This window comes from Aeromicrobium sp., from assembly GCF_023146395.1.
In the GTDB taxonomy this organism is placed as follows: domain Bacteria; phylum Actinomycetota; class Actinomycetes; order Propionibacteriales; family Nocardioidaceae; genus Aeromicrobium.
The window spans coordinates 13688-39836 of sequence record NZ_JAGLCD010000009.1; the positions used below are offsets into that span (position 1 = coordinate 13688).

At 68.1% G+C, this 26149-nt stretch carries 23 protein-coding genes and 2 tRNA genes; 24 read left to right on the forward strand and 1 reads right to left on the reverse strand.

Features of this window, described 5'->3' with window-relative positions; translation table 11 throughout:
- Positions 1–8: 8 nt before the first annotated feature.
- From dnaA to KAG51_RS08305, 5 genes are all read left to right on the forward strand, one after another.
- On the forward strand, positions 9–1460 hold the full coding sequence (dnaA, locus tag KAG51_RS08285; RefSeq protein ID WP_290582535.1) for a chromosomal replication initiator protein DnaA: 1452 nt from the start codon (positions 9–11) through the stop codon (positions 1458–1460).
- 490 nt (positions 1461–1950) lie between these two features.
- Complete coding sequence (gene dnaN, locus KAG51_RS08290) at positions 1951–3093, forward strand: DNA polymerase III subunit beta (protein ID WP_290582538.1); 1143 nt, start codon at positions 1951–1953, stop codon at positions 3091–3093.
- A 20-nt stretch (positions 3094–3113) separates the two neighbouring features.
- Entirely contained in the window at positions 3114–4043 is a 930-nt protein-coding gene (gene gnd / locus KAG51_RS08295) for a phosphogluconate dehydrogenase (NAD(+)-dependent, decarboxylating) (RefSeq protein WP_290582540.1), read from the forward strand.
- The gene (gene recF / locus KAG51_RS08300; protein ID WP_363316152.1) at positions 4021–5181 is read left to right on the forward strand and encodes a DNA replication/repair protein RecF; all 1161 of its coding nucleotides are present in this window, start codon (positions 4021–4023) and stop codon (positions 5179–5181) included. The genes gnd and recF overlap by 23 nt, the downstream gene beginning before the upstream one ends.
- Entirely contained in the window at positions 5174–5722 is a 549-nt protein-coding gene (locus KAG51_RS08305; RefSeq protein WP_290582542.1) for a DciA family protein, read from the forward strand. Before recF ends, KAG51_RS08305 begins: the two co-directional genes overlap by 8 nt.
- Before the next feature lie 78 nt (positions 5723–5800).
- Here KAG51_RS08305 and KAG51_RS08310 read toward each other — a convergent pair whose 3' ends face one another.
- Entirely contained in the window at positions 5801–6631 is an 831-nt protein-coding gene (locus KAG51_RS08310; protein WP_290582544.1) for a phosphatase PAP2 family protein, read from the reverse strand.
- A 220-nt stretch (positions 6632–6851) separates the two neighbouring features.
- Here KAG51_RS08310 and gyrB point away from each other — a divergent pair, with 220 nt between their 5' ends.
- The 19 genes from gyrB to KAG51_RS08405 all read left to right on the forward strand — a co-directional run bounded on the left by gyrB (position 6852) and on the right by KAG51_RS08405 (position 26073).
- The gene (gene gyrB, locus KAG51_RS08315; protein ID WP_290582546.1) at positions 6852–8858 is read left to right on the forward strand and encodes a DNA topoisomerase (ATP-hydrolyzing) subunit B; all 2007 of its coding nucleotides are present in this window, start codon (positions 6852–6854) and stop codon (positions 8856–8858) included.
- 154 nt (positions 8859–9012) lie between these two features.
- A complete protein-coding gene (gene gyrA / locus KAG51_RS08320; RefSeq protein ID WP_290582629.1) occupies positions 9013–11511 on the forward strand; it encodes a DNA gyrase subunit A in 2499 nt (832 codons plus the stop codon).
- Entirely contained in the window at positions 11508–12347 is an 840-nt protein-coding gene (locus KAG51_RS08325; protein ID WP_290582548.1) for a DUF3566 domain-containing protein, read from the forward strand. The genes gyrA and KAG51_RS08325 overlap by 4 nt, the downstream gene beginning before the upstream one ends.
- A gap of 49 nt (positions 12348–12396) precedes the next feature.
- Positions 12397–12471: transfer RNA gene (locus KAG51_RS08330), tRNA-Ile, on the forward strand.
- Between the two features lie 179 nt (positions 12472–12650).
- A tRNA-Ala gene (locus KAG51_RS08335) sits at positions 12651–12726 on the forward strand.
- 527 nt (positions 12727–13253) lie between these two features.
- Positions 13254–13805 carry a hypothetical protein gene (locus KAG51_RS08340; RefSeq protein WP_290582550.1) on the forward strand — a complete coding sequence of 184 codons (552 nt, stop codon included), beginning with the start codon at positions 13254–13256 and terminating at the stop codon, positions 13803–13805.
- Positions 13806–14170: 365 nt separating this feature from the next.
- Positions 14171–14722, forward strand: a complete 552-nt coding sequence (locus KAG51_RS08345) for a hypothetical protein (RefSeq protein ID WP_290582551.1) — start codon at positions 14171–14173, stop codon at positions 14720–14722.
- Positions 14723–14859: 137 nt separating this feature from the next.
- Positions 14860–15429, forward strand: a complete 570-nt coding sequence (locus KAG51_RS08350; protein WP_290582554.1) for an SAF domain-containing protein — start codon at positions 14860–14862, stop codon at positions 15427–15429.
- A 2-nt stretch (positions 15430–15431) separates the two neighbouring features.
- Positions 15432–16181, forward strand: coding sequence for a hypothetical protein (locus KAG51_RS08355; RefSeq protein ID WP_290582556.1), 750 nt, complete (start codon positions 15432–15434; stop codon positions 16179–16181).
- 20 nt (positions 16182–16201) lie between these two features.
- Positions 16202–17482 carry an ATPase, T2SS/T4P/T4SS family gene (locus tag KAG51_RS08360; RefSeq protein WP_290582558.1) on the forward strand — a complete coding sequence of 427 codons (1281 nt, stop codon included), beginning with the start codon at positions 16202–16204 and terminating at the stop codon, positions 17480–17482.
- 281 nt (positions 17483–17763) lie between these two features.
- The gene (locus tag KAG51_RS08365; RefSeq protein ID WP_290582560.1) at positions 17764–18342 is read left to right on the forward strand and encodes a type II secretion system F family protein; all 579 of its coding nucleotides are present in this window, start codon (positions 17764–17766) and stop codon (positions 18340–18342) included.
- On the forward strand, positions 18339–19232 hold the full coding sequence (locus tag KAG51_RS08370; RefSeq protein ID WP_290582562.1) for a type II secretion system F family protein: 894 nt from the start codon (positions 18339–18341) through the stop codon (positions 19230–19232). The genes KAG51_RS08365 and KAG51_RS08370 overlap by 4 nt, the downstream gene beginning before the upstream one ends.
- 17 nt (positions 19233–19249) lie before the next feature.
- On the forward strand, positions 19250–19441 hold the full coding sequence (locus tag KAG51_RS08375) for a hypothetical protein (RefSeq protein ID WP_290582563.1): 192 nt from the start codon (positions 19250–19252) through the stop codon (positions 19439–19441).
- 67 nt (positions 19442–19508) lie between these two features.
- Entirely contained in the window at positions 19509–19904 is a 396-nt protein-coding gene (locus tag KAG51_RS08380) for a TadE family protein (RefSeq protein WP_290582565.1), read from the forward strand.
- The gene (locus KAG51_RS08385; RefSeq protein WP_290582567.1) at positions 19901–20320 is read left to right on the forward strand and encodes a TadE/TadG family type IV pilus assembly protein; all 420 of its coding nucleotides are present in this window, start codon (positions 19901–19903) and stop codon (positions 20318–20320) included. Before KAG51_RS08380 ends, KAG51_RS08385 begins: the two co-directional genes overlap by 4 nt.
- Entirely contained in the window at positions 20317–20739 is a 423-nt protein-coding gene (locus KAG51_RS08390) for a pilus assembly protein TadG-related protein (RefSeq protein ID WP_290582569.1), read from the forward strand. Before KAG51_RS08385 ends, KAG51_RS08390 begins: the two co-directional genes overlap by 4 nt.
- A gap of 9 nt (positions 20740–20748) precedes the next feature.
- Positions 20749–24003 carry a LysM peptidoglycan-binding domain-containing protein gene (locus KAG51_RS08395; RefSeq protein WP_290582570.1) on the forward strand — a complete coding sequence of 1085 codons (3255 nt, stop codon included), beginning with the start codon at positions 20749–20751 and terminating at the stop codon, positions 24001–24003.
- Between the two features lie 237 nt (positions 24004–24240).
- The gene (locus KAG51_RS08400) at positions 24241–24981 is read left to right on the forward strand and encodes a hypothetical protein (protein ID WP_290582572.1); all 741 of its coding nucleotides are present in this window, start codon (positions 24241–24243) and stop codon (positions 24979–24981) included.
- Between the two features lie 3 nt (positions 24982–24984).
- On the forward strand, positions 24985–26073 hold the full coding sequence (locus KAG51_RS08405) for an XRE family transcriptional regulator (RefSeq protein WP_290582574.1): 1089 nt from the start codon (positions 24985–24987) through the stop codon (positions 26071–26073).
- Positions 26074–26149: the final 76 nt, after the last annotated feature.

Genomic DNA, 26149 nt, shown 5'->3' on the forward strand with positions numbered 1-26149 from the left:
GAGGCCCCATGTCCGACGGATCTGCGTCCTCCGCGGAAGCGGATCTCTCGAGCGCCTGGCAGGCAGCCGTCGACCGGCTCTCGCCCGGGGCGCGCGTGTGGGTCTTTCCCGCCGTCCCGCTGAGCCTGCACAACGACATCGTCATCGCCGCGGTGCAGAACGACCTCGCCCGCGCGCAGCTGGAGTCCCGGGTGCGACCCGTCCTCGAGCAGGCCCTCAGCCGCGAGCTCGGCACCGAGGTCCGCCTCGTGGTCACGATCGACGCCACGATCAACCCGCCCGACACACCGCTCGTCGAAGAGCCGGCCCCGGCACCCGCGCCGATCGAGGACCTCGACGACGAGGACGACGACGAGGACCAGTTCGTGCCGCGCTGGGGCCCGGCAGCCACGCCCGTCACGGGTCGCCCGGCCAACATCGCCGAGGCGCGGCTCAACCCGCGCTACCTGTTCGAGAACTTCGTCACCGGGTCGTCCAACCGCTTCGCGCACGCTGCCGCCGTGGCCACGGCCGAGGCCCCGGGCAAGGCGTACAACCCCCTGGTCATCTACGGCGACTCCGGGCTGGGCAAGACCCACCTGCTGCACGCCATCGGCCACTACGTCCTCGGTCTCTACCCGTCCTCGCGGGTGCGCTACGTCAACACCGAGGAGTTCACCAACGACGTCATCAACGCGATCGGCGAGCGTCGCACGGGCGACCTCAAGCGCAAGTACCGCGAGATCGACGTCCTGCTGGTCGACGACATCCAGTTCATCGAGGGCAAGGAGGCGACGCAGGAAGAGTTCTTCCACACGTTCAACGCCCTGCACAACGAGAACAAGCAGATCGTCATGACCTCGGACCGGCCGCCGAAGAACCTCAAGACGCTCGAGGAGCGCCTGCGCAACCGGTTCGAGTGGGGTCTCACGACCGACGTCACGCCGCCGGAGCTCGAGACGCGTATCGCGATCCTGCGCAAGAAGGCCGCCAACGACGGCCTCACGGTGCCTGCCGACGTGCTGGAGTTCATCGCCTCCAAGGTGCAGACCAACATCCGCGAGCTCGAGGGTGCGCTGATCCGTGTCACGGCGTTCGCCAACCTCAACAAGTCGCCGGTCGACATGAACTTGTCGCAGATCGTGCTCAAGGACCTCGTGAGCGCCGGAGGCGACCCGGTCGTCACGAGCGCGCTGATCATCGCCCAGACCGCGGCGTACTCGGAGTTCGCGATCGACGAGATCTGCGGCACCAACCGCCAGCGCGATCTCGTGCTCGCGCGTCAGATCGCGATGTACCTGTGCCGCGAGCTCACCGATCTGTCGCTGCCCAAGATCGGGCAGGAGTTCGGCGGACGCGATCACACGACGGTCATGCACGCGGTCAAGAAGATCGGCCTGCTCATGACCGAGCGCCACGCGGTCTTCAACCAGGTCACTGAGCTGACCAACCGCATCAAGCAGCAGGCCCGCCAGTCCTGAGCCCGCCATGCTGTGCGGTCGGCCACGGGCCGAGCGCAGCGAGGCAGGAAGTCCGCGCGCAGCGCGGCACCGGCGAGGGACGAGCCGGTGGTACGACGACGGAGGAGTCGTCTTCCCCAGCTGGGGACGACCCTGTGGGTAAGTCTCCACCTGAGGTGGACATCCGGTGACGCGATGTGAATGGCATGTGAACGCTGCGGCGGCGTGCACAACCCCACGGGGTGGGACCACCACGTCATCCCCACACCCTCCACCGACGAAATCACCGGAACCCGAGGAGTCAGTGGAGTTCTCCACAGTTTCCACAGGTGCTACGACTACTACTACCGAGATAGACACACAAAAACTCGTTGAAGGGGTCCAGCGCCGATCGGTGTGGACAACTCTTGGCTGGACGCACATGTCCACGGCCTGGCCTAGGATCGAACCCGGTGCCGTGGCAGGATTCAGCCACCGACACCCGTCGACGCCAGTCTGAGAGGCCCCCTACGTGAAGTTCCGGATCGAACGCGACACCCTCGCCGATGCCGTGGCGTGGACTGCCCGCAGTCTTCCGGTGCGTCCGAGCGTCCCCGTGCTGGCTGGCCTGCTGATCGAGGCCGGCACCGACGGACTCACGCTGTCGGGATTCGACTACGAGACCTCCACGCGGGCCACGCTGCCGGCGGAGGTCAGCGCCGACGGCCGGGCCCTGGTCAGCGGCCGCCTGCTCAGCGAGATCGTCAAGTCGCTCCCGGGCAAGCCCGTCGACGTCGAGCTGGAGGGCACCAAGGTCCGCGTCGAGTGCGGCAGCGCCCGCTTCAGCCTGCAGACCATGCCGGTCGAGGAGTACCCGCGTCTGCCGCAGATGCCCACGGCCACGGGCACCGTCAAGGCCGACACCTTCGTCACGGCGGTGCAGCAGGCCGGCGCGGCCGCGGGGCGCGACGAGATGCTCCCGCTGCTGACCGGCGTGCGTCTCGAGCTCGAGGGATCCACGATCTCCCTCATGGCCACCGACCGGTTCCGTGCCAGCCTGCGCGATCTCGAGTGGTTCCCCGAGGCCAGCGACCTCTCCGCCCGCGCGCTCGTGCCGGCGCGGGTCCTCGGCGAGACGGCCCGCTCGTTCTCCGGCGGTAGCGACATCACGATCGCGGTCTCGTCGGGCGAGAGCGGCGACGGCCTGATCGGCTTCGAGGGCACGGTGGGCAACGGCAGCCGTCGCACCACGACCCGGTTGCTCGAGGGCGACTTCCCGCGCGTCCGCCAGCTCTTCGCAGCGACGCCCGAGACCGTCGCGTACGTCTCCACGCAGGCGCTCGTCGACGCGGTCAAGCGCGTGGCCCTGGTTGCCGAACGCAACACGCCCGTGCGGCTGTCGTTCTCGGAGGGCACGTTGCTGCTCGAGGCCGGCACCGGCGACGAGGCGCAGGCCAGCGAGTCGATCGAGGCCACCGTCAACGGCGGCGACATCTCGATCGGCTTCAACCCGTCGTACCTGCTCGAGGGCCTGGGAGTCATGTCCGACCCCGTGGTCCACCTGGCCTTCACGCAGCACACCAAACCTGCCGCGATCAGCGGTGTCGGCGAGATCGGCGCGGAGCCCGACGGAGCGTTCCGCTACCTGATCATGCCGGTTCGTCTCCAGACCTGACTTCCCCCTTGGAGGGCACGATGCATCTCGGACTCATCGGCTTGGGCAAGATGGGTGGCAACATGCGCGAGCGCTTGCGCGAGCATGACGTCACCGTCACCGGTTACGACCGGGACGCCTCGGTCAGCGACGTCGGCTCGGTCGCCGAGCTCGTCGAGGCCCTGCCCAGTCCCAAGGTCGTGTGGGTCATGGTGCCGGCCGGTGAGCCCACCCGCGCCACCATCGCCGAGCTCGCGGAGCTGCTCGGTGAGGGCGACATCGTCGTCGACGGCGGCAACTCCCGCTGGACCGACGACCTCGAGCACGCCGAGCAGCTCAAGGCCCAGGGCATCGGCTATCTCGACTGCGGGGTCAGCGGCGGCATCTGGGGGCGCGAGAACGGCTACGCCCTCATGGTCGGGGGCGAGGCCTCCGACGTGGCCACGGTGCAGCCGGTCTTCGACGCGCTCCGTCCCGACGCGGGCGACAGCGCCAATGCCACGGGTGGCTTCGTGCACGCCGGCAAGGTCGGCTCCGGCCACTTCGCCAAGATGGTCCACAACGGTGTCGAGTACGCCATGATGCAGGCCTACGCCGAGGGCTTCGAGCTGCTCGAGAAGACCGATCTCGTCGACGACGTCCCCGCCGTGCTCGACTCGTGGCGCGAGGGAACCGTCGTGCGTTCGTGGCTCCTCGACCTGCTGGTGCAGGCGCTCGAGGAGGACCCGGGTCTGTCGAAGATCCGTGGCTACGCCGACGACTCCGGTGAGGGTCGGTGGACCGTCGAGGCCGCCATCGAGCACGCCGTGCCGATGCACACGATCGCGGCGTCGTTGTTCGCCCGGTTCCAGTCGCGCCAGGACGAGTCGCCCGCGATGCAGGCCGTCGCGGCGATGCGTCAGCAGTTCGGCGGTCACGCGGTGCGCGCGGCGCAGGAGCCCGGCACGGGTGAGCCGCCGTCGGCCGACTGACGTGCACGTCGCCCGACTCGCCCTGCACGACTTCCGCTCCTACGCGGACGTCGACGTCGAGGTCGGTGCCGGTCCGGTCGCGTTCGTCGGTGCCAACGGGCAGGGCAAGACCAATCTGGTCGAGGCGATCGACTACCTCGCCCGGCTCGACTCCCACCGGGTCTCCAGCGACACCCCGCTCGTCCGCGCCGGCGCCGAGCGTGCGATCGTCCGCGCGGAGGTCGTGCGTCAGGACCGCACGGCCCTGATCGAGGTCGAGATCAACCCGGGTCGCAGCAACCGGGCGCGGGTCAACCGCTCCGACCTCCCCCGCGTGCGCGACCTGCTCGGCACGGTGCGCACGGTCCTGTTCTCGCCGGAGGACCTGGCGTTGGTCAAGGGTGATCCGTCCGACCGCCGGCGCTTTCTGGACGACCACCTCCTGATGCAGTCCGTGCGCCAGGCGGGGGTCAAGGCCGACTACGAGCGCACGCTGCGCCAACGCAACACGCTGCTCAAGTCCGCTCGAGGTCGACAAGTAGACATGTCGACATTAGAGGTCTGGGACGAGCGGCTCGCTAGCCTGGGCGGTGAGATCACCGCGCGCCGCCTCGTCGTGCTCGACGAGATCGCGCCGCACCTGCAGCAGCGCCATGCCGGGGTGGCGGCCTCGGCGGCCGAGGCGCGCCGCGAGGTCACCGCGTCCTACGTCGCCAAGACCGGCGTGCCGCACGCTCAGCACCCGCGCGATCCCGAGGGGTGTCGCGACCTCCTGCTGACCTCGATCGAGGAGCGCCGGCGCGAGGAGCTCGACCGTGGGGTCACCCTGGTCGGCCCGCACCGTGACGACGTCGAGCTGCGCATCGGCGAGCTGCCGGCCAAGGGTTATGCGAGCCACGGTGAGTCGTGGTCGCTCGCGCTCGCCCTCCGGCTCGCCTCGTTCGACCATCTGCGGGCGCCCGAGCGTGGCGCCGACGACCCGATCCTGATCCTCGACGACGTGTTCGCCGAGCTCGACACCGGTCGCCGCGACCACCTGGCGTCGATGGCCGAGCACGTCGAGCAGGTGCTGGTCACGGCCGCGGTCGACGGCGACGTGCCGCCGGGTCTGCGGGGTCGCCGATTCCGGGTCGCCGACGGGACGGTGCGCGATGACTGACGACGTCGACCCCCCCGACCCGGACCAGGACGTGCAGGCGGATCCCGCACCCCCGCCGAAGAAGGTCGACGACCCCATGCGTCTGGCCCGCGAGCTCGCCGACGCGTACCGGTCGGCCGATCCCGGTGCCGTGCCGCGGCGGCGTCGCCGGGGCCAGCGCCCGGTGCCGCGCCGGGGTGGCCGCGACGACGCGATGCCGCTGTCGGCGGCCCTCGGCGACCTGGTCGACCAGCAGGGGTGGACCGACCAGCTCGCCGCCTCGCGCGTCTTCACCGACTGGGCCGCGATCGTGGGGCCCGACATCGCGACCCACTCGCTCGTCGAAGGATTCGCCGACCAGGTCGTCTCCGTGCGCGCCGACTCCAGCGCGTGGCGCAAGGAGCTCCAGCTGCTCGCCCCTCGGATCGTGGCCCGGCTCAACGAGGAGCTCGGCCAGGGGTCGGTGCTGCGCATCGACGTGCGGGGGCCCGAGGCTCCGTCGTGGAAGTACGGCAAGCGCACCGTGCGCGGCGGTCGCGGGCCCCGCGACACCTACGGCTAGGACGCACGACTCGGCCCATGGTGCCGGACCGGGGTGAGTGCCGCCGTCATGGCGACGGGACCTCGGCCGCTGCGTGCCTCAGCGGCTCGGGGAGACGCGGTCCATGAGGGCGGCCGACACCGCGGTGACGAGCGCGACGCTGCCCAGCACGGCTCCGGAGACCAGGAAGCCGTCCCACCCGTCGGTCGGACGGACCCCGATCACGATCAGGAAGATCAGGGCCGCACCCGAGCCGAGCACCGCGAACGTCAGACCACCGGTCGCACGGCGCACGGCGCCGCCGACCACGAGGGCGGTCCCGGCGGTCCAGGCCAGGCACACCAGCACGGCCGCGAGCACGTCGGCGGGTCGGTGCCAGCCGGCCACGACGGTCGAGGCGCCCGTCAGCGCGACCGCGAACGACCCGGCCGTCAGCACGACCGGGCGCAGCCACGCCGGACTCACGAGGCACAACGCGCCGAGCGCGGCGGCGATCACGGTCGTGTGCCCGCTCGGGAGGCTGTTGTGCGCGACGATGCCGCCGGCGAACTCCGCACGCTCGAGCACGACATGCTTGAGCACCTGGGTCGTCAGGTTGGCGCCGCCGATCACCACGAGGGCCGCGACGGCCAGGCGCACCTCGCCCCGTAGGAGGGCCAGCAGGACGGCGACCGCGGCGACGATGGCGACGGCCGCGATCGAGACGTAGCCGAGCACGCTGAGCACCGCGAGCTGGGTGTCGCGCCCTGCCGTGACGGTGTTCATGGCCGACTGGTCCAGGTCCTGCCCGCCGGCGGTCCACAGCGCGGCGGCCGTGACACCGGCGACGCCGATCGCGGCGAGCAGGGTCACGAACAGGGCCCGCGAGCGCACGCTCGTGGTCGCCCGAGCCTGGGGCTCCCGTATCGTGCCGGTGTCCGTCATCGACATGGCCCCCACTGTGCCGCATCTCGGCAACCCGGGCCGGTCACGCAGCGCGGCGAGGACGGAGTGGACACCCCGGGGAACGATCCCGGGTGCGGAGGCGGGTCCGCGAGCGGCTCCAAGACGCCTTCTACGGCGTCTCAGAGCCCAGCCCGGTGACAGACTCGAGGCGCGACACTGTGGATGGTTCGCTCAGACGCTCGCTACGGCCCCTTATACTGATTGGGTGACCGAAACTCCAGATCCTGCGGCGCACGTGCCCACCGGCTATGACGCCAGCAACATCCAGGTCCTCGAGGGTCTGGAGGCGGTCCGCAAGCGGCCCGGCATGTACATCGGCTCCACGGGCGAGCGCGGCCTGCACCACCTGGTCTACGAGGTCGTCGACAACTCCGTCGACGAGGCCCTCGCGGGGCACGCCACCCGCATCGAGGTCACGCTGCAGGCCGACGGAGGCGTCAAGGTCGTCGACGACGGCCGTGGCATCCCGGTCGACGAGCACCCGGTCGAGAAGATCCCGGCGGTCACCCTCGTGCTCACCTCGCTGCACGCGGGCGGCAAGTTCGGTGGCGGCGGCTACAAGGTCTCCGGCGGTCTGCACGGCGTCGGCATCTCGGTCGTCAACGCGCTCAGCAGCACGATGCACACCACGGTCCGCCGTGACGGCTACACCTGGCGCCAGACCTTCCACGACGGCGTCCCCGAGCAGGTGCTGGAGCGCGGCGAGGCCACCGACGAGACGGGCACCACGCAGGTCTTCTACGCCAACGCAGAGATCTTCGAGAGCACCGAGTACTCCTACGAGACGCTCAAGACGCGATTCCGCGAGATGGCGTTCCTCAACAAGGGCCTCCACATCCAGCTCGTCGACGAGCGCGACCACGCCGGCGACGACCCGGAGAGCGGCACGGCCGAGGGCGACGCGATCGAGCGCCAGGTCGAGTTCTGCTACGCCGAGGGCCTGGTCGACTACGTCCAGCACATCAACGTGGGCGCCAAGATGCCGATCCACCGCGACATCATCGGCATCGAGCGCGAGGACGAGGCCGCAGGTCTCTCGCTCGAGCTCGCGATGCAGTGGAACGCGAGCTTCAGCGAGTCGGTGCACACGTTCGCCAATACGATCAACACGCACGAGGGGGGCACGCACGAGGAGGGCTTCCGTGCGGCGCTCACCACCACGGTCAACCGCTTCGCCGAGGCCAACAACCTCATCAAGAAGAAGGAAGACCGCCTCACGGGTGACGACATCCGCGAGGGCCTGACCGCGATCATCTCGGTCAAGCTCGCCGAGCCGCAGTTCGAGGGTCAGACCAAGACCAAGCTCGGCAACACCGAGGCCAAGGGCTTCGTGCAGCAGGTCCTCAACGAGGAGCTCGGCGCCTGGTTCGAGCAGAACCCCGCCGAGGGCAAGACCATCGTGCGCAAGTCGATCGACGCCGCCAGCGCCCGCATGGCCGCCCGCAAGGCGCGCGACCTGGCGCGCAACCGCAAGGGCTTCCTGGGCGGCGGCGGGCTGCCCGGCAAGCTCGCGGACTGCTCGAGCCGCAGCCCGGAGGAGTGCGAGGTCTTCATCGTCGAGGGCAACTCGGCCGGTGGCTCGGCCAAGGGCGGCCGCGACCCGCGCACGCAGGCGATCCTCCCGCTGCGCGGCAAGATCTTGAACGTCGAGAAGGCGCGGATCGACAAGATCCTCCAGAACGCCGAGGTCCAGGCGATCATCAGCGCGCTGGGCACCGGGGTCCACGACGACTTCGACATCGCCAAGCTCCGGTATCACAAGATCGTGCTGATGGCCGATGCCGACGTCGACGGCCAGCACATCACGACGCTGCTGCTCACGCTGCTGTTCCGCTTCATGAAGCAGCTCATCGACGCCGGCCACGTGTACCTCGCGCAGCCGCCGCTGTACAAGATCAAGTGGACCAACGCACCGGCCGAGCTCGCCTACACCGACCGCGAGCGCGACGTGCTGCTGGCCGCCGGCGCGGAGGCGGGTCGCCGTCTGCCCAAGGAGGCCGCGGTGCAGCGCTACAAGGGTCTGGGCGAGATGAACGACACCGAGCTCTGGGAGACCACGATGGATCCCGAGTCCCGCGTCCTGCGCCAGGTCACCCTCGACGACGCGGCCGTGGCCGACGAGATGTTCACGATCCTCATGGGCGAGGACGTCGAGCAGCGCCGCAACTTCATCCAGCGCAACGCCAAGGACGTCCGCTTCCTCGACATCTAGCTCGCCCCACCCCCTGCTGGTCGAGCGGGTCCGAGGAACGAGGACCCGTATCGAGACCCCTGCATCTTCTCCTCCACCTTCCCGAAGGACATGATCTGTGACTGACACCCCGATCGAGCGCGACCGGATCGAGCCCGTCGAGCTGCAGGAGGAGATGCAGCGCTCGTACATCGACTACGCCATGAGCGTCATCGTGTCGCGCGCGCTGCCCGACGTCCGTGACGGCCTCAAGCCCGTGCACCGCCGGGTGCTCTACGCGATGTACGACGGCGGCTACCGTCCCGACCGCGGCTTCAGCAAGTGCAGCCGCATCGTCGGTGACGTCATGGGTCAGTACCACCCGCACGGCGACACCGCGATCTACGACACCCTCGTGCGCCTGGCGCAGCCGTGGGTCATGCGGGCCCCGATGATCCTCGGCCAGGGAAACTTCGGCTCCCCGGGCGACGACCCGGCCGCCGCGATGCGGTACACCGAGTGCAAGCTCGCGCCCATCGCGATGGAGATGGTGCGCGACATCGACGAGGAGACCGTCGACTTCAAGCCCAACTACGACGGCCGCTCCGCCGAGCCCACGGTGCTGCCGTCGCGCATCCCCAACCTGCTGGTCAACGGCTCGGCCGGCATCGCGGTCGGCATGGCCACCAACATCCCGCCGCACAACCTCCGCGAGGTCGCCGAGGGGGCGCAGTGGGCGCTGGCGCATCCGGATGCCTCCCGCGAGGAGCTGCTCGAGGCGCTCATGGCCCGCATCAAGGGCCCCGACTTCCCGTCGCACGGCCTCATCGTGGGCACCAGCGGCATCGAGGACATGTACCGCACGGGCCGTGGCTCGGTCACGATGCGCGCGATCGTGGGCATCGAGGAGGACACCAAGGGCCGCATCCAGCTCGTGGTCACCGAGCTGCCGTACCAGGTCAACCCCGATGCGCTGATGCGCAAGATCGCCGACCTGGTCAACTCCGGTCGCCTGCAGGGCATCTCCGACCTGCGCGACGAGTCGAGCTCGCGGGTGGGCCGGCGCATCGTCGTCGAGATCCGCCGCGACGCCGTCGCCCGCGTGGTGCTCAACAACCTCTACAAGTTCACCGATCTGCAGAGCAACTTCAGTGCCAACATGCTCGCGATCGTCGACGACGTCCCGCGCACGCTGAGCCTCGACGGCTTCATCTCGAACTGGATCACGCACCAGATCAGCGTCATCCGTCGCCGCACGGAGTTCCGCCTGCGCAAGGCCGAGGAGCGCGCGCACATCTTCCGTGGTCTCGCCAAGGCGCTCGACGCGCTCGACGACGTCATCGCGCTGATCCGCCGCAGCCCCACGGTCGACGAGGCCCGCACGGGCCTGATGGGTCTGCTCGACATCGACGAGCTGCAGGCCAACGCGATCCTCGAGATGCAGCTGCGTCGCCTGGCGGCCCTCGAGCGCCAGAAGATCATGGACGAGCTGGCCGAGCTGGAGCGGCTCATCGCCGACTACCGCGACATCCTCGCCTCCGACGAGCGGCAGCGCTCGATCGTGTCGGAGGAGCTCGCGGAGATCGTCGACAAGTACGGCGACGACCGGCGCACGCGCATCATTCCGGCCGACGGGGACCTCTCCGACGAGGACCTCATCCCCGACGAGGAGGTCGTGGTCACGATCACCTCCGGCGGGTACGCCAAGCGCACCAAGACCGACCTCTACCGCGTGCAGAACCGCGGCGGCAAGGGAGTGCGCGGTGCGCAGCTGCGCGACGGCGACTACGTCGAGCACCTGTTCCCGACCACGGCGCACCACTGGATCCTGTTCTTCACGACGGCCGGGCGCGTGTACCGCGCCAAGGCCTACCACCTGCCGGAGGCTGGTCGCGACGCCAAGGGCGGCCACGTCGCCGGACTGCTGTCGTTCCAGCCCGACGAGCAGATCGCCCAGGTGCTCGCGGTGCGCGACTACGACCAGTCGCCGTACCTCGTGCTGGCCACCCGCAAGGGCCTCGTCAAGAAGACACGTCTGGCCGACTACAACAGCCCGCGCCAGGCCGGCGTCATCGCGATCAACTTCCGCGACGAGGACGACGAGCTGATCGGTGCGGAGCTCGTGGGCCCGGACGACGACCTGCTGCTGATCTCCAAGCACGCGCAGGCCATCCGCTTCCGTGCCGACGACGAGCAGCTGCGCCCGATGGGCCGCGCCACGTCGGGCGTCACGGGCATGAAGTTCCGCGGCGACGACGAGCTGCTCTCGATGGCCGTGATCCGTCAGGAGCACGCGGCGCTCGAGGAGGCGGAGGTCGACGCCGACGACAAGCTCTACGTCTTCACCGTCACCGACGGGGGCTTTGCCAAGAAGACCTTCGTGGGCGAGTACCGGCTGCAGGGCCGCGGCGGCATCGGCATCAAGGCGATGCAGATCAGTGAGACGCGCGGCGAGCTGGTCGGCGGCCTGGTGCTGCGCGACACCGACGACGTCATCAGTGTGACGTCCAAGGGACAGGTGACCCGCAGTCTCGTCTCGGGTGTCAATCCCACCGGGCGTGGCACGATGGGGGTCAGCTTCGTGAAGTTCAAGGGTGATGACCGCGTGGTCACGATCGCGCGCAACACGGAGCTCGTGGTGGCCAACGAGGGGGACGACGCTCCCGAGTCGACGGAGGGTGAGGCAGACGCGTGACCAAGCGCAACGCTGACGAGACCGCCAAGGACGCCGACAAGGCGGCCGACGCCTCCCCGGAGGACACGTCCTCCACCGGGTCTTCGGGCGACAACCCGCCCGCCGACGACCCGCCCCTGGCCGACGACCCGCCGGCCGACGATCCGGCCTCCCAGGACTCAGCCAGCGGCGACGTCAGCACCGGGGCAGCGACCGGCGCGGCGAAGTCGGCCGCCAAGCGCCCAGCGAAGCGCCCCGCGAAGCGACCGGCGGCGAAGAAGACGCCCACACGTCCGACTCCCAAGAAGACGGCGGCGAGCTCCTCGACGTCCGGTCGCCCGATGACGGCGGCCGACTACGCGCGCACGACGTCGACCGACCCGTCCTCCACCGCGGTGTTCCCCGCGGTCTCCGACGACCGCGATCCCGAGCCCGCCCGGACCCAGCCCCAGGCGGCCGTGGCCACCGAGTCGGCCCCGGAGTCGGCGGTCACGCGCCAGGCGCGACTCAGCCTGGTCCACGTCGATCCGTGGTCGGTCACGCAGCTCGCGTTCGTCGTGTCCACGGCGCTCATGATCGTGGCGGTCGTCGCGGTCACGGTGTTCTGGCTCGTCCTGAACTTCACCGGGGTGTGGGACAACCTGAACGACACGATCAACTCGGTGCTCAGCAGCGAGGAGGGCACGTTCGACGTCGAGAACTATCTCGGCTTCGGTCGCGTCGTGGGTCTGACCCTCGTCCTGTCAGCGATCAACGTCGTCCTGATGACGGCCCTGGCGGCCATCGGCGCACGCCTGTACAACGCGGCGACCCACCTCGTCGGCGGCGTGCAGGTCACCTTCCGCGATCGGGGCTGACCCGATTCGTGCCGGACCACAGTGGTGGAGTAGAGTTCATCGCTGTTGCGGGCCCATAGCTCAGCTCGGTTAGAGCGCTTCCCTGATAAGGAAGAGGTCGCTGGTTCAAGTCCAGCTGGGCCCACTGTCACTCTCCAGGTCGGAGGCGTCATGAAGAAGTTCGTGGCCGTCGGGTTCACGGTCGCCGGCGTCGTCTGGGCACTCGCCCGCGGACGCCGCCCCGCCGAGAACTCCTGGGCCCAGACCACCGACCGCGTCTGACCCGCGGTAGCGTGGCGGGTCCGACCGCAGTTCCACCCACTGGGGGCCTTGGCGCAATTGGTAGCGCACCTGCTTTGCAAGCAGGGGGTTACGGGTTCGAGTCCCGTAGGCTCCACCACCGGTTCCATCTGAGATTCCAAGGTATTTCGCTTGTTGATTCTCGTCAACCGGTTCTCTCGGCATTCTGCCTTGGGGGACTGGTGGGGGAAGCAACGGCTACGACCGTGGTGCCGTTGTGGGTGCGGGCGTGCGAGCGACGTGCTTTGCCGTGAACCGGCGCAATCTCCGAGGCCGACGTGAGTGGTCCGGGGATTCGATCGAGCGATAGTCGGACCACGATCACGTCGGCCGGACTCCGGGTGCTGTGACTCTCGGCTGATCCACTCCCCTACGGTGACCGACTTCCGACGGTCCACTCACACACGCGCCCGCGGGGTGAGGGTCCGAGATCGTCATGACAACTTTGGGGACGAGTGCGAGATCCACAGCGTCGCAACTGATCACCCGAACGCTGTCCTCGGACCCTGAGGGTTGATTAATCAAGACTTCTCGGTGAACGATGAAGTCACGCAGACAGACACCGGGGGGTGTGTGCGGATGGATCGACGATTCACGGGTTTTCGAGGCGCCGTAGCTGCGCTTGCCGTGGCCACCGTGCTGCTGGCTGGGTGCCAGCGCAGCGACGACGAGCCGCCAACGTCGAGTCCAGATACGACTCAGACACCGTCACCGTCCTGGGAGGACGGCTTTTCAGATGACGAAGTCGATGCCGCGTATGAGGCGATCGACTTCCTTCACTCATACGACGCCACCATCGAAGGATTCGTCGAGTCAGGCGAGGCGACCCCAGAGGCGATGGAGTACCTCCAGGACAGCCATGCCGTTTGGACGCTGGTCTGGGAAGGGCTTCAAGCCAACCAAGCAGAGGGCCGAACGTCGGTGAGAGAGCCAGGTTGGGATGCCACGACCACGCCGACTGAGGTGACGGTTCAACCGGACGGGTACGCGCTGGTGGAAATCACGCGGTGCCTCGACCCGACCAAGACGACCGACTACGTCAACGGCGTCGAACAGGAGCGAGTCGCGGTTCCTTCGTACGAGCAGTACGTGGGACTCCAGAGGGATGCGGGTGGCAACTGGCTGATCAGCGGGATCTCTGCGGACGTGGAGGCGCCGTGCGATCTCGCGGCCGAGTGACCCTTGCCGCGGCCTTGTTCGCAACGGCGGCACTGGTAACGATGGTCAGCGGGACGCCGCCTGCCGCCGCAGCTTGCGTGGACGGTCAGGAGACCTACCTCGACCCAGTGACAGGGGAGATCAAGACGCGCGTCTGCGACTCCGGCGGTCCGGGCGGCGGCACCGCTGAGCCAAGCGGGCCGACGGCGTGCGTGCGGTCGACCGGCGAGGTCATCCCATGTTCGTCGGGCTCTGGCCGATGGTCGTTCACCCACGACTGCTATCTGTTCGCGACTGAGCAGCCGGGTGCGAGCGATCCCAGGTGGGCTACCGCAGGCGGATCTCCTGAGGCTGGACGCTTCTATACGTGCGACGACGATCCACAGTTGTGGATCTACATCGCCAACGGGGAGGAAGCCCCGCCGGACCCAGCGATTCTGGCGCAGGAGGCGCTCGGCGCTGTGCAACTGACGACTCCGACGCTGCAGCTCGCACCAGCTCCGCCCGCGAAGTCCTACGTGGGGCTGGAGACGTGGATGTGGATGCCGCAGGGTCAGTGGGCGCCGTTGATCAACACGGTCACTGCTGGCGCGACGTCGGTGACGGTCACGATCGAGCCGCGCTGGGTGACGTGGAACATGGGGCCGGGGTCGAAGGTCTGCTACGACGCGGGCCGGGTGTGGCAGGTCGGTCAGATGCCGCCAGGCTCGACGACATCGTGCTCCTACACGTACTCGCGGGTCAGCGATTTCCAGCCCGATGGCGTGTGGCCGGTCTCGGCCGCGATCACGTGGCGAGTGAGTTGGACGTGCGCCGGCAACTGCTTGGCGGCGGCGGGGTCTCTCGGCGAGATTGAGGGTCCGGCGGGTACGGCGGGCCTGGTCGTCGCGGAGCGGCAGTCGGTCAATGTCCTGCCCGACGAGACGAGGAACCGATGAGCTCCCGCACCACGGCACCGCCGCCGCCCGCACCGAACCGCACTCAAAGCTCGGGGGTACTGTCCGGGCGTCGAGACGACGGTCGCCGTCTACGCACAGTGCCGCGACGGCGGGGACTCTTGGCGTTTGCGGGTCTGATGATCGCCGGCTCCGCCCTGGCTGGGGCCGTGCTGTTCTCCCAGCTCGGGGACCGCACCGACGTCCTTGTTGTCAGTACTGATGTCGCGAAGGGGCAGGTCATCACCGAAGGCGACCTCCAGCGGCAGTCAGTCGCCGGCGTTGACGCTGCGATTCCCGTCGGCGCGATCGACACCGTTGTCGGCACTACCGCGAAGGTCGACATGGTCGCGGGGCAGATCGTGACCGACTCGATGGTCACCCGCGACCCCGTCCCGGGTGACGGGCAGGCGACGGTCGGGCTGAGCCTCGACGCGGCGCGCGCGCCGTCGACGGGTCTGAGTGCGGGTGACCTCGTCAGTGTCGTGGTGGTGCCGAGCGGCACGGTCGACCTCGGCGCGAGCGTCGCGCTGGACGCACCGCAGATCCTGGCCCGCGGCGCGGAGGTCCTGGACGTTCAGGGTTCACCCACCGACGGTGCGACCGTGTTGGTCACGGTCATCGTCGATGAGGACGACGCCAGCACGATCGCCGCGTACTCCGCGGCAGGGCTGGTCGCTGTTGTCGAGACCGCACCAACGGGGAACTGACCGTGCTGACCGTCCTGTACTCGGCCAAGGGTGCCCCCGGCGTGACGTCCGCAGCCCTGTCCCTGTCAGCGGTCTGGCCACGCCCGGTCGTGCTGCTCGAAGCGGACCTCGCCGGAAGTGATCTGGCGTTGCGGTGCCGGGGCAGCTCAGGGGCTGCGGTCGCATCGACCCCGAACCTGCTCGGATTCGCGGCCGCCACTCGTGGCGACCGGGACTCGACGCTGACGGAGTGGGCTCAACCATTGGCTTGCGGAGTCCAGGTCGTCCTGGGTGTGCAATCCCCGACACAAGCGCGAGGCGTCGCTGACCTGTGGCACCGGCTCGCGGTGACCGCCGCCTCGGCCGACATCGACGTCATCGCCGACCTCGGAAGGCTCAATCACGACCAGCCGACGATGCCACTTATGGCCGCGGCAGACCTGCGGATCCCCGTGATGGCAAGCGCGGTGGAGTCTATCCTCCACACACGCACGTACCTGCTGGACGTCACGGTCGCCGGTGGGCGGACGGTGCCGCTGTTGGTCGGCCCTGGAAGGACCGCGGCGGCCGACTGCCGCGACGTCGACGGCGTCATGTCACAGGCCGGCATCGTCGCCGCGACATCGACGCACCTGCCTTTGGATCACCCGGGTCTTGCTGCTTTGGAAGGTGGCGTGTCCCCGACGGGGCGTGGCCGCACCTCGCAGCTGGTTCGCGGCGCCCGGGCGGCAGCCGACCACCTTCTCGCCTCCGCTGGTCTGGAGGTTCGTTGATGAGTACCGACAACGAGCTCGTGGCCCGACTGCAGCAACAGGTTGGCGACCGCCTGCAGACCCAGCGAGCGCAACGGCGTCAGGCCGCCCTGCCACTGCTCACTACGGCGAGCGAACAACAGCTCGCCCGACAGATGATCTCAGAGGTACTCCGCGGTCATGCCGAAGGTCGCCTGAGTGATGGTCAGAGCCCGTTGGGCGACGACGTCGAGGACGAGATCGCGGAGGCCATCTTCGCGCGTATGTTCGGCGCGGGACGGCTGCAACGTCTGCTCGACGACGACTCGATCGAGAACATCGACATCAACGGCGCCGACGAGGTCTGGATCAGCCGCGCCGGCGAGGACTACGCACAGCAGGGCGACCCGGTCGCCGCCAACGACGCAGAGCTGATCGAGATGATCCAGACCCTCGCCTCCTACAGCGGCTTGTCGTCGCGGCCGTTCGACGCGGCCAACCCCGAGCTGGACCTGCAGCTGCCCGACGGAAGTCGGCTCTCGGCAGTGCAGGCCGTGGCGGCCCGGCCGGCGGTCTCGATCCGTCGCCACCGATTCCAGAAGGTCGACCTGGAGGACCTCATCGGTCTGGGGACGTTGACGCACGAGACGGCTGATTTCCTGCGAGCCATCGTCACCGCGAGGTTCTCGGTGATCATCGCCGGCGGAACCAACGCCGGCAAGACGACCCTCCTGCGGGCCATGGCCGCGGAGATCCCTCCGCAAGAACGCATCATCACGATCGAGAAGGCACTCGAGCTGGGGCTACGCGAGGACCGCGAACGTCACCCCAATTGCCTCGCCCTGGAGTCACGCCCACCGAACACTGAGGGCGCGGGCGGCATCACTATGGCGCAACTGGTCAGGCGGACACTGCGTCAGAACCCGTCACGGGTCATCGTCGGTGAGGTCCTGGGCGATGAGATCGTCCCAATGCTGAACGCCATGAGCCAAGGCAACGACGGCTCCTTGTCGACCATCCACGCCGACAGCGCCCGTGAAACCTTCAACCGCATCAGCAGCTACGCCCAGCAAGCTGAAGGTCTCCCACGCCAGGTCGTCCACGAGATGATCGCCGGCGCCGTCGAGTTCGTGGTGTTCGTCGGCCGCGACATCCACGGCGGCACCCGCCGCGTCCGAACCGTGCTGGAAGTCAACGGCTACGACGAACAGATCGGGGTGTCTGCCTCCGAGATCTTCGGTACGGACTCCAGCGGCAACGCGACACGAAACTACAACGTGCCGGTGCAGCGTGCCGAGCGCCTCCGGGCCGCTGGTTGGAACGACGGCGGTGGTTCCTGGTGAGCGTGCTCGGCCTACTGATCGGCGCCTGCCTTGCAGGCGGAGTGGTCCTCGCGGTGGCCGCGTGGATGGGTTGGTCCCCGCCGCCGCTCCCGGCGCGCACGACCGCCCGCCTGACCGCGGCTCGTGACCGTCTCTGGAAGTCGGCGCTTGCAGTTGTGGTAGTCGCGGCACTGACACGTTGGCCCGTGGCGGCTGCCGCTGCAGGGATGGTCACGTGGATGTGGCCGGCCCTGTTCGGGAGCAAAGCCGAGGGGCGAGCACACCTTGCTCGGCTGGAGGCCGTGGCCTTGTGGACCGAGTCCCTGCGCGACACGATGGCGGCCGCGATCGGGCTGGAGCAGGCCATCATCGCCTCCGCCGATGCCGCGCCTCCGGCGATCGCCCCTGAGTTGCACCGGCTGGTCGGGCGGCTTCGCGCACACGTGCCGGTCCCGCAAGCTCTGGCCGACTTCGGTGAAGACCTCGACGACCCTTCGGTCGACCTGGTCGTCGCCGCCCTCATCATGAACGCTCGCCTGCGAGGCTCCGGCCTGACCGGAACGCTCACCGCACTGGCCGAGACCGCCCGCGCCGAGCTCGAGATGCGCACCCGCGTGGAGGAGGGTCGCAAGACGCTCCGCCGTGACTCATTGACGATCGTCGGCGTGACCCTGGTCTTCGCCGGCGGCGTCTCGCTCCTGGCTCGCACCTACCTCGAGCCCTACAACAATCCGGCTGGCCAGCTGATGCTCGTCTTGGTGCTGAGTTGCTTCATCGCGGGGTTCGCCTGGATCCGCCGCTCTTCTCGCATCGTCCTGCCCGAACGATTCCTCGTCCGCCCCGACGACCTCGCCCACGACCAGTCTGGAGCGCGTCGATGATCGTCGCGTTGCTGATCGGAGCCGCCGCCGGGACAGGTCTGCTCGCCCTGGCGTGGGCCATCGTTCCGCCACGGCGCGACCTCGCGGCCGCCATCGCCACGATCGACTCCCGACGATCAACGGCCGCAACACCTGTCCGCGACGATCGAGAGTCCTTCCCTGACCGGCTCGGACGATGGCTCACTGTCCACCTCGAACGCAACGGATTCACTGCGCCCAAGCTCCGCTCGAACCTCGCACTCCTGGATCGTCCACTCGAGGCCCACCTCGTCTCCATGCTCGCGATGGCCGCCTTCGGCCTGAGCTTGCCGGTCATGGTCAGCATGATCGTCAACATCGCCGGAGTCAGCACCGGATTCTCCATGCCCCTGCTTGCAGGACTGGCCTTGGCGGTTGGGTTCGCTCTCCTCCCGAACACGTCGGTGGCCACCGCCGCCGCCACCCGTCGGGACGAGCTGCGCCGAGCCCTCGCCTGCTATCTCGATCTGGTCTCCATGGCGCTGGCTGGCGGACGCGGCGTTCCCGAGGCGCTACCTGCTGCTGCGCACCTTGGCAGGGGGTGGTCCTTCGACGTCATCGCCGACACGCTCACCATGGCCCGCTACTCCGGCACCACGCCATGGGAAGCCTTGCGCGACCTCGGAGAACGCGTCGACGTCGCAGAGCTACGAGACCTCGGCGCGGCGCTGGGCCTGGTCGCCGCCGACGGTGCAAAGGTCCGCGATTCCCTCCGCGCTCGAGCAGCAACCGCCCGGGCCCGCCAGCTCGCCGAGGCCGAAGGTGCCGCTGAACGCGCATCGACCTCAATCACCAACGCCCAACTCTTCCTGGGATTCAGCTTTCTGCTGTTCCTCGGGTACCCCGCCATCGCGGCCGTGATGGCGATCTAGAGAAACGAGGGGACCTCATGAACACCCACCTGACCATGGTCATGGCCTGGTTGCTGTCGCAGCTGACCGGCGAGAAGTTGCGCCACGACGAGAGAGGCGTTGCGTCGGAAGTCATCTGGATGGGACTGCTCGCCGCCGCCGCGATCACCGCCGGGGTCATCATTACCGCCAAGCTGATCAGCGAGGCGAACGGAATCGACCTGGGGTGATCACCGACAGGCACCACGGTGGCCTGTCCGGTGATGGGGACAACCAACCTCGACCAGGCGGACAACGGTGACCGAGAAACGGCGTGATGAACGCGGCAGCATCGCCGCGTCCGTCGTGATCTCAGCGACGATGTTCCTGTTCGTGATGGCCATCATCCAAGTCGCCCTCGTCCTCCACGCCCGCAACGTCGCCGAGAGCGCAGCCCAAGAAGGCGTCACCACGGCGGCAGCCTTCGACGGAACCGAAAGCTCCGGACACGCCAGCGCCACCCAGGCACTCAACACGCTCGGGCCAGCCATGCTGACCAATCGCACGGTCGACGTCGAACGCACGCCCACCACCGTCACTGTCACCGTGACCGGCACGGCCCTGTCCTTCATTCCGGGCATCAGCCCCAAGATCGTCGAGTCCTCCACCGGCCCCGTCGAGCGCTACGTGCCCCCGGAAGCCGAGACCCCATGAGGTCCCGCGACCGGCGGCAAGACAGTGGAGCCAGTACGGCGGAGTTCGTGGTCATGACCCCACTGCTCTTCGCGATCTTCCTGTTCGTGATCGGTCTCGGACGTATGGCCTCGGCGCACCAAGAAGTCCAAGACCTCGCAGGTGAAGCCGCACGGGCGGCGTCTCTGGAACGCAATACCTCGCTGGCCTCCGGCCGGGGCGAAGAGACCGTCAGAGCATCCCTTCAGAACCGCGGCCTCTCGTGCGCCCAACTCACGGTCGACATCGACATCTCGAGCTACCAGCCCGGTGGCGTGGTCCGTGCCGACGTCACCTGCACCGCCGACCTCAGCAACGTCGCGATCAGCGGCCTTCCCGGCACCAAGACCTTCACCGGCAGCGCCACGATCCCGATCGAGGACTACCGGTCCCGATGATCACACCCAAGCCCACCCGCGACGAACGCGGAGCAGCCGCACTCTTCATCGTCCTGATGACGGTGGCCATGCTCGCCGCAGCGGGCCTGGTCATCGACGGCGGCGCAGCCCTAGGCGATCGCCGCACGCTCACCAATCAGGCCGAGCAAGCCGCACGCATCGGCGCCGATGCACTCAACCAAGACTCACTGCGCGACGGCGGCCGCCCCACCGTCGACCCCGCACGCGCACGCGCAGCAGCCGACGCCTACCTCCGGTCGGTCGGAGCACCGCCGGCCTCCATCACGATCACTGGCGGCCGCGTCACCGTGACGCTCACCGGAAGAACCAGCACCAACATCTTGTCGCTGGCTGGCCTGACATCCATCACCGTGACCGGCACCGGGACAGCCGAGTCGATCGACGCCGACAGCCCCTAGGAGGCAACCATGAAGTGGATCAAGGCACTCGGCGCGCTGCTCCTGCTCGCCGCCGCCGTCCTCGGCGTGCCGGCGATGCTGCTGACCTTTGTGGGATCTCCTGTTCCCGACGACCTCAGCGCCAGCATGCAGCTGACCGATTCCGTCCTCGTTCAGCTGCTCTCGCTGATCGTGTGGGCCTTCTGGTTGCAAACCTGCTGGTGCATCGCCCTCGAAGTCATCGCCGCACTGAAGTCGCAGCGACTGAACCGCACCCCAGGTGCGTTCAACGTCCAGACACTTTTTGCCCGCACCATGATCGGGCTTGTGACAGCCGCGTTCGTCAGCGTGCCGCTTCTGCCCTCGCCAGTTCACGCCCACAGGGTGCAGACCAACGATGTGCTGGCCAACACCGGTCCTACACCCACCTCCGCTGCATCGCAGGATGTCACTGACGCCCAGCATCTCGATCCGACCGAGTCCCAGGCGCCGGCCGAGGCGCCAGGCGTCGAGCCGGACGCGACTGTCGTCGAGATCGTCATCGAACGGGGCGACACGCTCTGGGCACTGGCGCAGACCCATCTCGGCCACGCAGAGCGATGGACCGAGATCGCTCAGCTCAACGACGGCCGCACCATGGTCGACGGCTCAAGCTTCGCTTCCGCGAGCCTGTTGCGACCTGGATGGGTGCTCCATCTCCCCGGCACAGCTTCGCCCTCGTCACCCGAACCGGCCGACTACACCGTGGCTGCGGGCGACACCCTGTCCCAGATCGCCGCCGAGCACCTTGGTGACGCGGACCGCTACCCCGAGATCTTCGAGGCGTCCAAGCACCTCGACCAGCCCGTGCCCCTGACCGATCCGAACCTGATCTACCCCGGCCAGGTCCTCGACATCCCCGACGCACCCCCCGCCGTCGGGGCACCTCCACCCGGCCCGACCCCCGAACTCGCCCCGGAGCATGCGCCACCACCTGAGGAAGCAGCACCGGACACTAGTGCGCCCGAAGCAGTACCCGAAGCGCTGACTTCCCCGGGTGCCACGAGCGGGGCGGGCGGCACCGCGACGACCACCCCCGAGCCGACTCCCTCCGTCCCGGCGGACGCTTCGCCCGCCCCGACTGAAGCCGGTGAAGCGAACTCGACCTCGCAAGACGCCGTGGCTGAACCGGGCAACACGCTGCCCAGCTGGGTGTGGCCATCCATGGTCACCGGCGGCGCTCTGCTGGCAGGCGGGCTACTACTTGCGGTGCGTCAGCGGCGCAGCACTCAGCGTCGATCGCGGGGACCCGGCCGAGTGATGCCCACGCCCACAGCCATCGCCCGCGAGGCGGAACGGTCCATCGCCACCGCCGGAGCCGAATCGATCGACGTGCTGATCTTCCTCGACCACGTCCTCCGTCGCGCAGCTGCCCACCTCACCCGAAGGAACGAGCAGGTCCCCGAGCTCGCAGCAGTCGAGATCACGCCGACCGAGATCATCCTGCACCTGCGCACCCCCGCCGAAGCGCCGCAGCCCTGGTCCACTTCGCACGACCGCCACACATGGTCCCTCAACCGCACGACCGAGCTGGACGCAGTCGGTCCTGACCCGATCGACGACCCCTCACCATGGCCACTCCTCGTCACGATCGGCTCCACGATCGGCGGCAGCGTCTGGCTGCTCAACCTCGAAGGCCAAGCGATATCGGTCACGGGAGATGCGCATAAGGCAAAGGACTTCGCCCGATACGTCGCGGCCGAGATCCTGTGCAACCCCTGGTCGCGCCACACCACCTTGGACCTGCTCGGCATCGGCGGCGAGCTGGCTCAGATCGACCCCGAGCGGACCAGCTGCCCGGACGACTTCGCCGGCGTCGCGTCAGAAGCCGTCGCCACAGCCGTCAACACGGTCACCCGATTGGACATGACCGGCGACCGTGACGCCCCCACAGCTCGCGCAGCGTCCACCGATCCAGATGCCTGGGACTCCCGACTGGTCATCGCCGCCGTGGCGGTCGGGATTGACGAACTCGGTCAGTTCGAGAAGCTGGTCGCGTCTCACGGTGCTCGCACCGGCAGCGCCCTGCTCGTGACCAACCACCGCGCCGACCACGGCACCGAGATCGTTGTCGACGCGATCGGACGCCTCACGGCCCCCGCCATGGACCTCCGGCTGGACGGCGTCGGGATGACGGCATCGGAAGCCGCCGGCTGCGCCACCCTGCTTACCTACTTCGACGCCACGGTCGACGAGCCCGCACCCGACCTCGAGGGCGACGACCCGTGGGACGACCTCATGACCACGACCGGCGCCCTGCGCGACGAGTACCGCATCGACCGTTCGACTACCACCATCGAGCCAGCCGAGTCAGTCCTCCCAGAAGCCGACGACACCTACTGGTCAGCCGCGACCACCACCGAAGACGACCTCAACCGGATTGCGCCGAAGGTATCCCTGCGCACCCGGGACCACATTGCGGCCACCGACCCCGGACTCGACCAGGACCTCGCCGAGTGGAACTCGGGCGACGTGGTCCGGCCCCGCTTGACCCTGCTCGGCCCGGTCTCAGCCCGAACCGCAGGAACACCCGCCAGCAAACGGCGGCCGTTCTACACCGAGATGTTCGCCTACATCGCCTCCCGCCCGTACGGCGCCACGACCGAAGAGGTCGCAGAAGCGTTCGACATCACCCCAGCACGCACCCGTACCGACGTAGGCCGACTTCGCGACTGGCTCGGCGTTAACCCACACACCGGGACGAAGTACCTCCCCGATGCTCGCGAGGCCCCGGCTGCTGCCCAGCGAGGAATCGGGGTCTACCAAGTCGCCGACGCCCTAGTCGATCTCGACCTGTTCAGGCGGCTCCGCACCCGAGGTGAGAGCCGCGGCTCCGACGGCATCAACGACCTCACGGACGCGCTCGCGCTGGTCACTGGCCGACCCTTCGACAAGCTCCGACCCGGAGGCTGGGGGTGGATGTACGACGGTGTCAGACTCGACCAGCACGCGATCTGCGCCATCGCCGACGTCGCCCACGTGGTCGTCGTCGAGATGATCGCACGCGGTGACGTCCCTTCGGCCCGCGCCGCTGTCAGCGTCGCCCTCATGGCCGCGCCCGATGAAGAGATGTCTCGCCTCGACCTGGCCGCGGTCCTCGACGCCGAGGGCCACACTGACGAGGCCGTCCGGCTCGTCCGTGACGAGATCTGCAACCGCAGCGAAGATGGAGCACCTCCGAGCGAGCTGCCTGCCAGAACTGCGGCGCTTCTTGAGGATCACCCTTCCTTGCTTCGCCGGGCGTAGTGACCTCGGCTGGGAGTGTGGCGCGCAGGCTTGCCGCCCTCCGTCGCCTGAACCTGCGGGGAGCTGACTCCGAGCCAGGTGTGCCTTGCGCTCGACATCGTTGGAAGTGTGGCATGGAGAATAGGACCTTTCTGAACCTCAGAACACTCCAAGACACGCCAGAGTGACTGATTCTGGTAGAGAACTGAAGTTTGGGGATATGGTGGTGTCCGCAGCTAGCGACGAGAGGCATTGACAGTGAGCGAAGACCCCAGCCACCGCAGTTTCATGAGTTCCCAGTTTGGTGATGTCGCCGACGACGTCGCCGCAGCATTGGTGGCTGGCGGGTGGGAAGCTCATGCGCGGTCGGCTGACGCGCAAGATGGATCTCGGTTGGAGACGAATCAGCCCTACGGCAGCACGCTGTGGTTGGCCATTCACGATGAGGTCATCTCGCGGATGCTGCCGCTGCTCGACGGGGCGACGATCGTCCCGACACCCGGCGGTCAGTACCGCGTGATCGTCTGGGGGACCACGATGATCCTGCCGCTGACCGTGAGGGAGCGACGCACGCCCGGTGGCCATCTCCGCACTCGCGCGTCCCAGCTGCGCACCAACCTGACGAGCGTGAACATTCCTGCAGAGCCCGACTGGATGCTCTTCGGCGGTGAGGATGAGGAGGCCTCCCAGCTCGAAGCCGTCGAGCAGGCGCGCCTCCAAGCCGGTGTGACTGCCACGGTGGTGGTGGCCTACCGATGCGATCCCACCACGGGTCTCCGGCACGTCGAAGCTGGACTCGCCACGCTCGAGGAGGACGGCACGATCATCTTCACCGACAGTGAAGCGCTCGAGACTGCTACGCCCAACTCGATCCGGCCCCACCTCACTGCTGCCGATGGCGGTTCCTTCGACGATGCTCCGCTGCCGAAACCGGACCTCGGTCTTGTTGAAGATGACGACGCTGCTGACGAGGGCGGGCCGACTCCGGGTGAGGGGTGACCTGTGTCCCTGATCTACTTCGAACCTGATCGACTTCGCCAGGCTCGCCAACTGGCAATGCTCACCAAGAAGGAGGTGGCAGAACGTAGTGACGTTTCGCCGGCCGCGATAGGCCAGTACGAGGCGGGAATCGTGGCTCCTCGTTTGGACACGGTCGAGCGTCTGGCTCGTGCTCTTGACGTTCCGATCGAGTTTTTTTCACCGGGCCGGCCGCTTCAACGGCTCGAGAGCAGTGAGACGCACTTCGAGAGCCTCAGGGCGACCACGGCGAAGCAGCGTAGTCGGGCCACGGCGTTCGCCGAGCAAGTTTGGGAGCTCTCGCACGCCCTCGAAGCTCATGTGCGCTTCCCCGATGTCGACCTGCCTGAGGACCTTGCGGAGATCGGGCGAGGAGAAGGTCCCCAGGCTGCTGCACGCTCGTTGCGTGCCGCGTGGGGTCTGGGAAGCCAGCCAGTCGGACACTTGGTCGCTCACCTCGAGGCCCGAGGCATCATCTGCTGCCTTGCACCACCGACCGAAGACGGAACTCCAAGGATCGATGCGTACTCGACGCTCTCATTCAGGAGGCCGCTCATCGTCCTTACCTCTGACCGCGCCGACGACGTGCTCCGACACAGATTCAGCGCTGCTCACGAACTGGGTCATCTAGTGCTCCATGGTGCCGCGCCATCGGGTGACCTGCGGCTGGAGCGTGAGGCCGACGCATTCGCTGCAGAGTTCCTCACCCCGGAGACGACCCTTCTCGAGGAACTAAAGCCACGGCTGGACTTCGCCCACCTCTACCTGCTGAGCGAGAGATGGGGAGTCGCGGTCAAGAGCCTGGTGTTCCGCAGTCACGAGCTTGGGCTGATCTCCGAGAGCACTGCGCGACGAGCCTACATTCGACTCGCGAGCGCTCCTCAAACGCTTCGACCAATCCTTCAGTTCCAAGGTGAGGTTCCGTCACTACTCAATGACGCCGTCGATCTTGCTGAGAGTCGCGGCGTGACTGTGGGTTCCCTGGCCGAGCAACTGCGGTGGAAGACCAAGCAGGTACGCCAACTCCTCGGTCTCCACGAGGACACACGCCCAGCACTTCGGGTCGTCAAGTAGATTTGCCTCGCGCGCAGCAATGCTGGAAGGTTCTGGAAACTCCTTCGCTTGTGATGGCTTCGCCGAACGTGCATAA